This is a genomic window from Streptomyces sp. NPDC048417 (assembly GCF_040651615.1).
Taxonomy (GTDB): Bacteria; Actinomycetota; Actinomycetes; order Streptomycetales; family Streptomycetaceae; genus Streptomyces.
Genome location: NZ_JBEZKI010000004.1, coordinates 62843 through 76154 on the forward strand (window position 1 = coordinate 62843; position 13312 = coordinate 76154).

Sequence of the window (13312 nt, forward strand, 5' to 3'; positions counted from 1 at the left end):
GGCCGCCGCACGTCACTGGGATTGAGCTGACGGCGTAGGCGGGAGCAGCGGTCCACACTCCCACTGCTGGAAGATCAGGCGGGTCTCCACCCGGGCCACTTCGCGCTGGGACGTGAACTCGTCCAGCACCAGCCGCTGGAGGTCCGTCATGTCCGCCACGGCCACATGCACGAGGTAGTCGTCGGGACCGGTCAGATGGAACACCGTCCGCGACTCCGGCAGCGCCCTGATCCGCTCCACGAACGGCCCCACCAACTCCCGCCGGTGCGGCCGCACCTGCACCGACAGCAACGCCTCGAGACCGCGCCCGAGCTTGGCCGGATCGAGCTCCAGCCGATGCCCGAGGATCACTCCGGAGCGCCGCAGCCGGGTCACCCGGTCCAGACAGGTGGACGGCGCCACGCCCACCCGGGCGGCGAGGTCGCGGTAGGTGGTCCGGGCGTCGTTCTGCAGCAGCCGCAGCAGATGCAGATCGACCGGATCCAGTACGACAGATTCGGCCATGCGGCGAACGTAACACGGTGTCCGCTCCCCGTACCCCGCTCGATGTTCACCCTTCGGCCATGGACTCGACGAGCACCTACGACGACTCAGTGCGCGCCTACGACGACTCGGTGGACCTCCGCGACGGCGCGACGCGGCTGTCCGGCGCCTCGCGCGCCCTGGCCACCGAGGCCGTGCACGCCGGCCGCGACGACCTCGCCCGCCAGGGCCTGCACGCCCCGCCGATCGATCTGTCCACCACCTACCCGTCCTACGACAGCCGCGCCGAGGCCGCCCGCATCGACGCCTTCGCCGCCGACGGCGCGGACCCGGCGGGCCCGCCGGTCTACGGCCGCCTCGGCAACCCGACGGTCGCCCGCTTCGAGACCGCCCTGGCCCGCCTGGAGGGCACCGAGTCGGCCGTCGCCTTCGCCAGCGGCATGGCCGCGCTGAGCGCCGTGCTGCTCGCCCGCGCGGCGGCCGGCCTGCGCCATGTCGTCGCCGTACGGCCCCTGTACGGGTGCAGCGACCACCTGCTCACCGCCGGTCTCCTCGGCACCGAGGTCACCTGGACCGACCCGGCCGGCATCACCGACGCGCTGCGCCCGGACACCGGTCTGGTGCTGGTCGAGTCCCCGGCCAACCCGACCCTCGCCGAACTCGACCTGCGGGCCGTCGCCCACGCCTGCGGCACGGTCCCGTTGCTCGCCGACAACACCTTCGCCACCCCCGTGCTCCAGCGCCCGGCCGAACACGGCGCCCGGCTGGTGTTGCACAGTGCCACCAAGTACCTCGGCGGCCACGGGGACGTGCTGGCCGGGGTGGTCGCCTGCGACGAGGAGTTCGCCGGCCAGCTCAGGAAGATACGTTTCGCCACCGGGGGCGTGCTGCATCCGCTGGCCGGCTATCTGCTGCTGCGCGGCCTGTCCACGCTCCCGGTACGGGTCCGCGCCGCCTCCGCCACCGCCGCCGAACTCGCCCACCGTCTCACCGCCGACCCGCGCGTCGCCCGCGTCCACTACCCGCGGCTGGGCGGCGCGATGATCGCCTTCGAGGTGTACGACGACCCGCACGAGGTCGTCTCCCGGGTACGCCTGATCACTCCCGCCGTCAGCCTCGGCAGCGTCGACACCCTGATCCAGCACCCGGCGTCCATCAGTCACCGCGTCGTCGACGCCGAGGACCGCCGGGGCGCCGGGGTGAGCGACCGACTGCTGCGACTGTCGGTGGGCCTGGAGGACGTCGACGACCTGTGGGCAGACCTGGACCGGGCACTGGGGGAGCCCCGATAGGGGCGCGGGGCTGTATCGACCTGCGGCCACCGCCACGTGGGCGCGACCAGCCCCCCGCACCCGCCGGCGTCGAACGGCCGTGGATCCTACGGCGCTTCGGCCCTTCCGGCCTCACCCGCACCGGAAAGCCGCCCCATGGCAGTCACGGCATCCCCCGGCTCCGCCGGAACCGCATCGAGACGCGCCGTGATCACCAGCGTCCCCTCCTCGATCTGATAGTCCAGCGGCAAGTCCAGCCCCCGCATCGCCGCCACCATCCCGGTGTTGGACGCCTGCGTCACCGCGTACACGCTCTCGCAGCCCGCCTCGACGGCCATCCCCACCAGCCGGCCCAGCAGCTCGCCGCCGATGCCGCGCCGCTGCCAGTCGTCCTCGACGAGCAGCGCGACCTCCGTCTCGTCGCCGTCCCACAGCAGATGCCCGAGGCCGACGATCCGGCCTGACGCGGTCTGCACGGCCAGCGTCCGGCCGAAGCGGGGGCTGAGCAGGTGGTTCAGATAGCGGTCCGCGTCCCCGACCGGGCCGTGGTAGCGCAGCCCGAGGGTCCGTGCCGAGCAGCGCTCGTGCATGGCCTTCGCGGCCTCCACGTCACCGGTGTCGGCCCGGCGTACCGTGATCTCCCTGCCCTCGGGCAGGGTGAGCACGTCCTGACTGTGCGGGATACGCGGCCCGAGCCGGGCGTCCAGTTCCACCAGCGCGCGCGCCCGCGCGAACTCGGTCGGCGTGAACGGCAGATAGGGCCGCTCCACGGTGATCACTCCACCCTCCGGTGCGCGCAACCGCATCACGGTGTCCTCCAGCACCCCTTCGACGGGAACCGTCTCGGGGCTCCGGGCCCCGCCGACCGGATGGGCGGGGAGTGAGCGGATCGTGCACCTCCCCAACAACTGCCGGAGGGCCAGCGGAAGTTCCGCCGCGTCCAGCGCGGTTCGGGTCGCCAGGCCCAGGACCCGGGTCGGGGCGTCCACCAGATCGTGCGCGTCGGCCGGCTCGATCCAGGTGTCCGTGCCCCCGGCCAGCGCGACCGCCCGGGTGATCTCGCCGGCCGTCAGTCGGCCCGGGGCCCGCAGCAGGAACTCGTCGACCGTGCCGTCGGCCAGCGGATGCGTCTGCAGGTTCAGGATGTCGACCGCGTGCCCGGCGAGCGCGGCGCACAGCGCGGCCAGCGAACCGGGCTCGTCCCGCACGGTCGTGCGCAGTCGCCACAGCGTGCTGGTCGCGCCTGCGGCCGTCGGGGCCTTTGCGCCGGGCCCGGCCTGGCGCGTCTCGGTGACGGCCGGCCGGGCGCCGGTATCGGTATCGGTCACCGGAGGTGCGTGACCTGGGCGCCTCGCCCACCACACGTGGAAGCCGGCCGTCGCCGCCAGCACCAGTGCCGAGATCACCAGCAGAGCCGGGCCGTCGGGCCCGTGCCCGATCAGGTTCGCCGCCGCGTCCGCCACCGCGACGGCCGTGAACAGGGCGGCGAGTTCGACGACGTCCCGTCGCCAGTGGTGCACGGGGCGTCCGTCCCGCGTGCGCCTCACGTCAGACATGTCTCGATTCATGCATCCACTGTGAAGGAAGGGTGTTGCGTGATCACGAACGGTCTGTGACCGACGGGTAAAGCGTGCTTATGTTGATTTTGCGATAGTTTTTACCGTTGCCGGGGTAGCTGAAATGACCGGTTCCGGTCTCCGTCACGCGGCCACCCCCGCACCCAGCGCATCCCGCAGCCGGCGGGCCTGGACCACCAGACGGGACGAGCCGCGCCGGGCCGCCGTCTGTGACAGGTGCGGCAGCGCACCACGTGCCCCGGACCGCTCGGCGCACTCGGCGGCGACCGAGAGCAGCTCTCCGAGCCCACGGGCCGGACCCGGTGTGCCCGCGCCCGCCGTCGCGAGGTCGGCGAGCAGCACAGGGAGGGTGTGCCGGAGCATCTCCCAGATCGTCGTGTTGGCCCCGGTGGCCGCAGCCGTCCGCGCCGACTCGGCCAGCCGCAGCGACTTCACCGCACCCCGCCGGACCAGCTGGCCCAGGTCGGCGCCCAGCCGCTCCGCGTCGAGCTGCCCACGCGCGGCGAGCACCAGCAACGCGTCCACCGCGGCGAGCCGGTCCTCCGGATGCCGGGCGCCCAGCCCGTAGGCCACGCACAGACGGGTGCTCTCCCCGGCGGTGCCGCCGGACTCGGCGAGCAGCGGAAGGGCGGCGGCTATGCCCTGCTGGTCGTCCACGGCGGCCCGGGACAGATCGTGCACCAGCCGCACGGCGACCAGCTCGCGCTGTTCCGGGAGGATGGCCAGCCAGTGCTGGTGGTTCTCCTGGCCCCAGTGGTGGCAGTACCGCCGCTCGTCGCCGGCCGTGACCGGCCGGCCCAGCCGCCGGAACGCCTCCGGGAAGTCCGCCTGGAGTTCCAGGACTTCACCCGACTCGACCAGGATCCGCACCCCCGAGGTCCGGTGGCAGGACGTGGGCAGGGCGGGTCCCTGGGCGGAGAGCCGGCGCGCGAGCCTCTCGCCCTCCGGCGTGCCGAGTGCCGCCGCCCGCTCGGCCGCCGCCAGGGCCGCCGCACGGTCCTCACGGCGCACCCGCAGCAGCGCCTGCGCGAAGTCGGCGGCACCGACCCGGGCGCCCAGCCGACCGTAGACCGCGAGCCGGTCGACCAGCTCGCCCGGTTCCACAAGCCCGGTGCTCCACGACGGCGTGGCCAGCAGCAGCGGCTGCGGATCCGTCCGTATCCGGTACGCCAGTTCACGCAGCCGGACGTCGAACACCCGGGAGAACCCGGTGTGCGCGCACTCGTGATCGGCCGGGCCGCGCTGCTGGGCGGCGAACAGGGTGTCCGTGCCGACGACCCCGAACAGCGTGGCCAGCAGCAGCTCCAGGCCGTCCCGGGCGCCGAGGAGGCCGTAGCGGGTGTTGCCGAAGTACTCGTCGGTGTGCCACCAGCGGCGGGCGTCGGGCTGTTTCCACCAGCGGGTGGCGGCCACCGGTTCGAGCGCCGCCCGCAGCACGTCCTGGTCGCGGTGGGCGTGCCGGGCCAGCCCGTCCAGCGCCCGCTCGAACGCGGCCACGTCCCCGTCGGCCGCCAGCAGGGCTCCGACCTCCTCGGCGAGTTCCACCGCCGAATCCGGCGCCGGTGCCGGCCGGAACGGCTCCGGCGCCGGCGGCAGCACCTCCTCGTACCCCTCGGGCGCCGCTACGGCCGCGATCCCCAGGGCACCGGCCGCGCGGGCACGCAGGACGGGACTCAACTGTCCGGCCGCGCCGGCGATGTCGGACCGGGCCGCCGGGTCGTCGAGCCTCTTCGCGTGCCGTTCCACCAGCTTCAGCGCCCGCTCCTGCACCTGGGTGTCCTCGTGCCCGAACGCCTGGGCCACGGTCGGCAGCAGCTGTGCCGCCGAGGCCGGCTCACGGGCGAGCGCCTTGCCCAGCAGCACCAACTGGGCGCGCACCAGCTTCTTCTCGGTGCGGAACAGCAGCCCCTCGGAGGCCTCCGCCAGCTGCCGTGCGGTGAGTTCGCCGTCGAGTGCCAGGGCGGCGAGGACCGCCTGGGCGTGTGCGGCGACGGGGGAGACGGCGTCCCGGGCCAGAGCCGTCCAGTCGGTGACGCGCTCGCGCTCCTCCTCCCGGGTGAGGGCGAGCCGGAGCAGCAGCGGCAGGAAGATCCGGTGGTCGGTCGGGCCGCCGCCGCGCAGCAGACGGGCGACACAGGCGTCGGTCACGGCCGTGCGGTCCAGTTCACCCGTGCGGGTGAGCTCCGCGATCGCGCTCTGCCAGGAACCGGGACCGTCGCCGAACAGCCAGCGGACCTCGCCCAGATCGGAGAACTCGAACAGGCCGTTCACCAGCGGCGCGAGGTCCGGCTCCGCCCGCAGCCGGTCGATCAGGGGGACACGCCCCCAGCCATGGCCGATGTGCCGGACCCAGCCGACCACATAGGCGTCCGTCACCGGCACCTCGCATCCCGAGCGGCGCACCAGCCCGGCCATCAGCGGGAAGGGTACGTCCGCGGAGACCGGCCGGGCGGCGAGGCGGCGCGCCACATCGGCCTGCCAGCCGGTGTCCCGGTCGGCCAGCGCCCGCAGCAGCGTCTCCGCCGGCGCCTGCCGCCAGCGCATGTCCGCTCCGGCGATCCAGGTCGCGGCCGCCGCCGCCCCCGAGTGGCACATCGCCCCGGCCACCTGAAGCGCCGGATACATGCGCTCAAGCCGGTCCCGCTGCTCCCACGGCAGAGCCCGCACCTCCTTGCGCAGCCTCTTCAACTCCGGCAGCAGCGCCCGCCGTTCGGCATCCGGTGTGCTCCTCAGCAGGACCTCCGTCTCGCCCGCGCGCCCCATCCGCACCGCTTCCAGCACCGCACTCATCGCGTACCCCCGTCGATCTCCGCCATGTCCTGCTCCACCGCTCCACCGCGCCGCGCCATCCGCACCGCCAGCGCGTGCTTGCACGGCCCGCGCCCGCCCCGGTACTTCGCCCACCACAGACAACTGCAGCTCAGCACCCCCGCCGCATCCCGCACCCGGTGCACATGACCGTCCTCGGCCGTCACCGTGCCGACAGCGCCGTCGACGCTCACCGCGCCCGCGGCCACCAGCGCCCGGGCCGAGCGCAGCCGGGGGTTGTGTCGCTCGACGCGGCCCGCGTCGTACGGCAGCTCGCGGTGGAAGTAGGCGGCCTCCGCCGTGTCGTAGCCGACGCGTCCCGAGGTGCCGAGGCGGATCAGGGCCGCTCGGACCCGCTCCGGGGTGAGCCCGGCGGAGGCGGCCAGGTCGGCCACGTCGACCCGGGGCTCCCAGGCCAGCAGCACCGCGATCAGCTCCGCGTCCTCGGCGGCCGCGTCGGTGGCGAGCGCGTCCAGCACCCCGCCCTCGCCGGAGAACCCGCGGGCCGCGTCGGGCGACAGGGTCAGCGTCAGCCGCATGCCCGGCAGCACGACCTCCCAGGCGGCGGCCGTACCTGAGACCGCGAGGGCGCCCTGCGGGCCGTAGACCCGCAACGCCGTCGCATGGCGCAGCACCCGCTGGAGCGCGGCCAGCCGCTCCGGTCCCGGCAGGCACACCGCGCCCGGCACCGGGCGGGTCGTCGGCCGCAGCCCCCGGCCCGCCGGCACCACCCAGCGAGGCCCGGCCGAGCCCCGGCGGGCCGTGCCGGCGCGGGGCAGCGAGCGCAGGAACCGCACCGCCTCGTCGGCCGGCAGCTCGGCCCGCAGGTCGAATCCGGCCGCTGTGACCTGAGCCTCCGCGAAGCCGCGCAGCCAGCGGTCCGGCAGCGGGACCTTCTTCTCCACCACGGCGCCGTCGAGCGTGGTCACTGCCAACTCCTCGGGACCGACGCGCAGATGCAGCGGATCGTCGGTGCCGAGCCGGGAAAGGGCCTCCCGCAGCGGGTTGTTGACGTCGACGTTCGTCGTGCCGTGGCCCACCTCGCCGCCGTCCAGGCCCGGGCCGAGGACGTCCAGCCGGGCGTACACCCCGCCGCAGCCGGAGAAGGACTCGAAGCGCAGCCGGTCGCCGTTGCCCGTCACCACCGGGTCCAGCGAGGCGCGCAGCTGCGGCTGGTAGTACCGCGCGGCCGCCACGTCGGCCACCGCGAGCAGTCCGGCGGCGGCCACCTGAGGCGAGGTCAGGAAGCCCGCGAAGAACCGTGGATGCTCCTCGACCCCGGTGGGCGTCGCACCCCGGGAGGTCTCCAGTCCGAGATGGCGTCCGTCGGCGGCGGAGCGCAGCACGGAGGGTTGGCGATAGGCCACGGCCTGTGAAGATCGCGTCATGGAAAAACCGTAGAGGCGACCACTGACAATCGGCTCTGACCTGCGAAAACGCCCTGCTGTCGGGGGGGTTCGGGGATGCGGCGGGGCCCGCGCGGGGGGATGTGGTCGGATCTGTGCCGGGGATGTGGCGGGACCCGTGCCCGGGAGTGCGGCAGGGCCGCGCACCGGGGGATGACGGCGGTGCGCGGCCCTGCGAAAAGCGTACGGGAGTTACTGGCCGACCCGGCCCGGTTGCAGGGTCCGGGTGAACAGCACAGTGCCGTCGTACTCGCGCAGACGGACCGTCAGCTCACCGCTGTGGCCGTCGATGTCGACCTCGCCGAAGAACTGGTAGCCCTCTGCGGGAGACACGTTCGAGGCGGTCGGCGCCTTGACGAACACCCGGTCGGGGCCGAACGTGCCGTCCAGCGCGCTGGCCGGGAAGGCACCGGCGTTGAGCGGGCCGGAGACGAACTCCCAGAACGGCGCGAAGTCCTTGAACGCGGCCCGCGACGGGTCGTAGTGCTGGGCCGAGGTGTGGTGGACGTCCGCCGTCAGCCACACCGTGCCGGTGATCCTGCGGTGCTTGATGTACCTCAGCAGCTCCGCGATCTGCAGCTCGCGGCCGAGCGGCGCGCCCGGGTCGCCCTGGGCGACGGCCTCGATGTTCGCCTGGCCCTCGACCGGGTCGGGCACCACCAGGCCGAGCGGCATGTCCGCGGCGATGACCTTCCACACCGCACGCGACCGGGACAGCTCGCGCTTGAGCCACTCCAGCTGCTCGGCGCCGAGGATGCCCTGCGGGTCGGTCCTCTGGTCGTCGGGCGAGTTCGCGTTGCGGTAGGTCCGCATGTCGAGCACGAACACGTCGAGGAGCGGGCCGTGGTGGTGGACGCGGTAGATCCGGCCGTCCGGGCGGCCGCTGACCGTGGAGATGGGGAAGTACTCCGAGAACGCCCGCCGGGAGCGCACCGCCATGTCGTCCAGACTGGTGCCGGCGGGGTAGGGGGTGCCGGTGCCGATGACCTCGCCCGGGTACCAGTTGTTGCGGACCTCGTGGTCGTCCCACTGGATGACGTTCGGCACCTGGGCGTTGAACCGGCGCAGCGCCTCGTCCAGCAGGTTGTAGCGGAAGTTGCCGCGGAAGTCGTCCAGGGTGACCGCGACGTGCGACTTCGCCTCGCTGGTGACATTGCGGTACAGGCTGCCGTCGGGCAGTGCCTGCGTGGCCGAGATCACGCCGTCGGCGTAGATGTTGTCACCGCTGCACAGGAAGAAGTCCGGGTCCAGCTTGGCCATCGCGTCGAAGATGCGGTAGCCGCCCATGGACTCGTTGATGCCCCAGCCCTGCCCGGCCAGGTCGCCGGACCACAGGAACTTCACGCCCTGGCGCCGGCGGGTGGACGCGGTGCGGAAGGTACCGGTGACCGGCTGGCCGGTGCGGCGCGGGTCGTCGGGGTCGGCGAGCAGCACCCGGTAGTGGATCTGCTCGCCGGCCGGCAGCCCGTGCAGCCGCGTGGTGCCGGTGAAGTCGCTGTCAGCGCCGAGCAGCGGGCCCCGCCACCTGCGCGGGTTGCGGAACGACTCGGTGGCCGAGGTCTCCACGATCATCCGGGCCGGCCGGTCCGAACGGACCCACACCAGGCCGGAGTCGGCGGTCACGTCGCCCGCCTGCACACCCCAGTCGGCCCGGGGCCGCCCGGAGAGCGCGAACGCCGGAGCCGCGCCGAGCGCCGTGGGCAGGGTCAGGGCCGCCGACGCGGCGAGGGAGCCGCGCAGCACGCTGCGGCGGCCGGGGAACGAAAGGGACATGAAGGGCCTCCAGAACGAGATCCGGCCAGTTGTGCACAGCCACAACTACTGGTGCGCCGCAGCGCTCACGGAAACCACAAGTGAACAACTGCCCGGCTCCGGAAGATCACCCGCCGAGCGCCTCCGCCATCACCTCCGGGGCGCTCCCGCGCATCGGCCGCAGTGTGGTGGGGATCGGTGCGCTGCGCCGTGCCGTCCGTCGGGCGGTGGGTGCGCCGCGCCGCGGCAGCCGCCGGTCTGCGGCTGCCGGCGGTCAGCGGCTGCCGGCGACCGGTCCGGCATGGGGCGTCGGCCGGTGACCGCCGACGTCCCATCCCGCCTCGGGCGACGCTCAGCGGCTGCCGTCCAGGATGACCCGTGCGACCAGGGCCGGGTCGTCGTTCATCGGGCAGTGGCCGCAGCCGGGCAGCCGGACCAGGCGGGCCTTGGGGATGATCTGCTTGGCCCGCACCCCCTGACGGCGCACCAGCAGCATGTCCCGGGTGCCCCAGCCCACGGTGACCGGGATTCCGGGCACGTCGTCGGTGAACTGGACGGCGGAGCCCGCCCGCAGGGTCTCGGCGAACCCGGTGGCCCGCGCGAGCGCGAGCGTCTCGGCGACCACGGCGTCGGGTGAACGGCGCGCCGGGCGGGCGTAGATGGTGCTGGTCAGGGCCGTCCGACCGGCGGCCGTCCGGGACAGCCGTTCGACCAGCGGGAGCGGCAGCCGCTCCGCGATCCGTCGCATGGCGACGAGCACGCCGAAGGCGTAGCGCCGCTCGGCCTGCGTCCAGAATCCGGCGGGGGAGAAGGCGGTGACGGACCGTACGAGCTTCTCGCGGCCCAGTTCCAGGGCCAGCAGCCCGCCGAGCGAGTTGCCGGCCACATGCGGCCGGTTCAGCTCCAGCGCCTCGAACAGGGAGGCGAGCACGGTGTTGGTCGTGGGCAGGTCGTAGGCGAGGCCCGCGGGAAGCCCGGGGGAGGCGCCGAAGCCGGGCAGGTCCACGGCGATCACGTCCCGCTCGGTCGCGAGGATGTCCACCACCGGGTCCCAGGCCTGCCGGTGATGCCCTATGCCGTGGATCAGGACCAGCGGCTCACCGCGGCCCACGCGCGCGTAGGAGACGGTCACGTCCTGCTGGCCCTGCGCGGCCGGGACTTTGAGCGAGACGGTGGCGGACATGGAGGCTCCTCGTCTGGGACATCGGCTGAGTAGACAGCTTGTCAGCAATTGCTACTGGCGGGTAGTCCCCGGTCGGTGTGTCGCGCCTCGGCGGCGGACGGCGTAACCCAACGCACCCTGCGCGGCTCCAGGGTTGACATCGGGGGTGCCCGAGGCGCCGGGTGAACGTCAGTCGCGGCGTCAGCCGCATGTCCACGGCCCGCGGGGCCGCCGGCCAACAGCGGTCCGCGGGATCATTCTGGGCCGAGCGCGCGGCGGACGGGGCGTTTCCGACTGGGGGCGGGGAAACGTGTCGGATGGCACGAGGCCGTGATCGGCGTCCCCGGCGTCCCCGGCGTCCCCGGCGTCCCCGGCGTCCCCGGCGGTCCCGTTCGGACCATCCGGATCGTGGGCGTCATCCGTGGAACGAAGAAGCAGTGGACCCTCGCCGCCCGCCGGCCCCGGCCGCCCTACGGCTCCCGTCGTACGACGGTCACCCCACGGCTCCCGTCGTACGACGGGAGCTTTGCCGCCATGTCACGAAAACACCCCCGTGCGAACGCCCCGTGAACGCCGCGTGGCACCGCTTTCTATGTGCCGCCCATGGGATCGAGGATTGGTCTTGACCAAGGGTGTGCGCCGCCTTATGGTCGCAGATAAGTACAACAACCTTTAATAAACAAGGGCGCTAAAACGCCGCCGGACCACGGCGATTGCGGAGGACAGGGTGGGGACCACGCAGCTGGAATCGGTACCGGAACCGAAGTACTGGCATCTCAAGACCGTGCTCAGTGAGGCACTCGACTCGGAGTTCTCGGTCGGCGAGATCCTGCCCAACGAGCGCGACCTCGCCGCCCGCTTCGGCGTGGCCCGCGCCACCCTCCGTCAGGCCCTCGAACAGCTGGAACTGGAGGGCCGCCTCCAGCGCCGCCGCGGTGTCGGTACGACGGTGGCGCCCCCGCGCATGGGCGTGGCCGTCGGCACCGACGAGCACGCCTGGCCGGGTGCCCCCGACGACGCCTGGCAGCCGGTCGACTGCACCCTCGTGGTGCCGCCCGCCGCCGTCTCGGCCGCCCTGGAGACCGGCGCGGAGGAGCCGGTGCACATGGTGCGCCGCTCCCGTGTCTCCCACGGCCAGCCCGTCGCCGCCGAACTGCTCTACATCCCGGCGTCCTCGGTCCCGGACCTGACGGCGATCGACGCGCCGTCCGGATCGGCACGCGCGCGTGCCGTGCTGCGTGAGCTGCAGCGCCTGGCGCTGGAGGGTCAGGACCGCTCCGTGGAGCTCGGCTCGGCCCGCGCCGACGACGCCAAGGAGCTTGACCGCCTCCCCGGCGCCCCGGTCCTCGTCGTCACCACCCGCTTCCTGGCCGCCGGCCGCACCGCCGCGTTCTCCGTCGCCACGTACCGCGCGGACACCTGCCGGCTGACCTTCGGCGACTCCGGCGGCGTGGAGATCCACCACGGACCCGAGCGGCAGGCCTCGTAGCCACCGAGCCGGAACAGGACGCGCCCCGGAACTCCTCCGGGGCGCGTCGCGTTTCCACGACGGCTGCACGGCTGCACGGCTGCACGGCTGCACGGCTGCACGGCTGCACGGCTGCACGGCTGCACGGCTGCACGGCCACACCGCTGTTCAGCGGCGCGCGGTGACCGTCCCGTCCACCGCGAACAGCTGCTCCTCCACATGGTCGAGGGCGAGCCGCAGCGCGCCGGTCGCCACCGCCGCCTCGCCGAGGAGGGAGAGAGCCACCCTCGGCGGGCGCAGACAGTAGCGGGCGAGTTCGCGGCGCAGCGGCTCCAGGACACCGTCGAGCCCCGCCGCCCAGCCGCCTATCACCACCAGCTCGGGATCGAGGGCCAGCGCGAGCGCGGCCACGTCGTGGACCAGCCGCTGGATGAACCGGTCGACCGCGGCCCGCGCCCGCGTGTCCCCCTTCCTGGCCAGCGCGAACACCTCGGCGACCGCCTGCTCGTCCAGCGGGTGCAGCGGTTCGTCGGTGGTGGACAGCAGCGTTTCCGGGGTCACCTCCCGGCCCAGCAGATGCAGCGCGCCGATCTCCCCGGCCGCCCCGCCGTAGCCCCGGTGCAGCCGTCCGCCGATCAGCGATCCGGCACCCGGACTGAGCCCGGCCAACACCATCACCACGTCGTCGGACTCGGTGGCGGCGCCCTTCCAGTGCTCGGCCACGGCCGCCGCGTTGGCGTCGTTCTCCACCAGCACCGGGCACTTGAAGGACCGGCTCAGCCGCTCGCCGAGCCGCAGTCCCGTCCACTGGGGCAGCGCGGTACCCAGCCGCACCCGGCCGTCCGCCTCGACGATGCCCGGGGTGCCGACCCCGACGGCCCGCAGCGAACTGCGTGGCACCCCGGCCCGGCGCAGCAGTTCGGCGACCGCGGTGCGCAGCCGCTCCAGCCGCTCGTCCGCGTCGACCGTCTCGTCCACGTCCTTGGCCTGTGACCCCAGCACCCGGCCGTCCAGATCGGCCAGCAGCACGGCGACGCGGTGCGCGCCGATCTCCAGACCCAGCAGATGCCCGGCCTCGGCCCGGAACCGGAACCGCCGCGCGGGCCGCCCCTGCCGCCGGGTGGCACCCTCGTCGGCTGCCTTCTCGACGACCAGACCGGCCTCGATGAGCCCCTCGACGACCCCCTCGACGGTCGGCCGGGACAGTCCGGTCACCCGGGTGATCTCGGTCAGGGTCGCGCAGTCCGTGGCACGCAGAGCGTGCAGCACCACCGCGGAATTGATCCTCCGCAGCAGCGACGGATCACCGCCGGTCAGTCCCGCCAACGTCCGTCCTCCCAGCTAGCCCTGCGTGTTGGCCGGATCGTACTTCGGTAGCGGCGACC

10 protein-coding genes are annotated in these 13312 nt (G+C 73.6%); 3 read left to right on the top strand and 7 right to left on the bottom strand.

The window, feature by feature from the left end:
- Positions 1-12: 12 nt before the first annotated feature.
- Positions 13-504 carry an Lrp/AsnC family transcriptional regulator gene (locus AB0D59_RS07295; protein ID WP_362561907.1) on the bottom strand — a complete coding sequence of 164 codons (492 nt, stop codon included), beginning with the start codon at positions 502-504 and terminating at the stop codon, positions 13-15.
- Positions 505-563: 59 nt separating this feature from the next.
- Here AB0D59_RS07295 and AB0D59_RS07300 point away from each other — a divergent pair, with 59 nt between their 5' ends.
- Entirely contained in the window at positions 564-1775 is a 1212-nt protein-coding gene (locus tag AB0D59_RS07300; protein ID WP_362561909.1) for a PLP-dependent transferase, read from the top strand.
- An 86-nt stretch (positions 1776-1861) separates the two neighbouring features.
- Here the strand turns inward: AB0D59_RS07300 and AB0D59_RS07305 are convergent, their stop codons facing one another.
- The 5 genes from AB0D59_RS07305 to AB0D59_RS07325 all read right to left on the bottom strand — a co-directional run bounded on the left by AB0D59_RS07305 (position 1862) and on the right by AB0D59_RS07325 (position 10480).
- On the bottom strand, positions 1862-3310 hold the full coding sequence (locus tag AB0D59_RS07305) for a GNAT family N-acetyltransferase (protein WP_362561912.1): 1449 nt from the start codon (positions 3308-3310) through the stop codon (positions 1862-1864).
- A 144-nt stretch (positions 3311-3454) separates the two neighbouring features.
- Positions 3455-6121, bottom strand: coding sequence for a DUF6493 family protein (locus AB0D59_RS07310; RefSeq protein ID WP_362561915.1), 2667 nt, complete (start codon positions 6119-6121; stop codon positions 3455-3457).
- The gene (locus AB0D59_RS07315; protein ID WP_362561918.1) at positions 6118-7527 is read right to left on the bottom strand and encodes an SWIM zinc finger family protein; all 1410 of its coding nucleotides are present in this window, start codon (positions 7525-7527) and stop codon (positions 6118-6120) included. The genes AB0D59_RS07310 and AB0D59_RS07315 overlap by 4 nt, the downstream gene beginning before the upstream one ends.
- A gap of 210 nt (positions 7528-7737) precedes the next feature.
- Positions 7738-9318, bottom strand: a complete 1581-nt coding sequence (locus AB0D59_RS07320) for an alkaline phosphatase D family protein (RefSeq protein ID WP_362561921.1) — start codon at positions 9316-9318, stop codon at positions 7738-7740.
- A 331-nt stretch (positions 9319-9649) separates the two neighbouring features.
- Entirely contained in the window at positions 9650-10480 is an 831-nt protein-coding gene (locus AB0D59_RS07325; protein ID WP_362561924.1) for an alpha/beta hydrolase, read from the bottom strand.
- Positions 10481-10789: 309 nt separating this feature from the next.
- Here AB0D59_RS07325 and AB0D59_RS07330 point away from each other — a divergent pair, with 309 nt between their 5' ends.
- Both AB0D59_RS07330 and AB0D59_RS07335 read left to right on the top strand, forming a co-directional pair.
- Positions 10790-11029, top strand: coding sequence for a hypothetical protein (locus AB0D59_RS07330; RefSeq protein WP_362561927.1), 240 nt, complete (start codon positions 10790-10792; stop codon positions 11027-11029).
- Positions 11030-11186: 157 nt separating this feature from the next.
- The gene (locus AB0D59_RS07335; RefSeq protein WP_362561930.1) at positions 11187-11948 is read left to right on the top strand and encodes a GntR family transcriptional regulator; all 762 of its coding nucleotides are present in this window, start codon (positions 11187-11189) and stop codon (positions 11946-11948) included.
- A gap of 147 nt (positions 11949-12095) precedes the next feature.
- Here AB0D59_RS07335 and AB0D59_RS07340 read toward each other — a convergent pair whose 3' ends face one another.
- Complete coding sequence (locus tag AB0D59_RS07340; RefSeq protein ID WP_362561934.1) at positions 12096-13253, bottom strand: ROK family transcriptional regulator; 1158 nt, start codon at positions 13251-13253, stop codon at positions 12096-12098.
- Positions 13254-13312 lie beyond the last annotated feature (59 nt).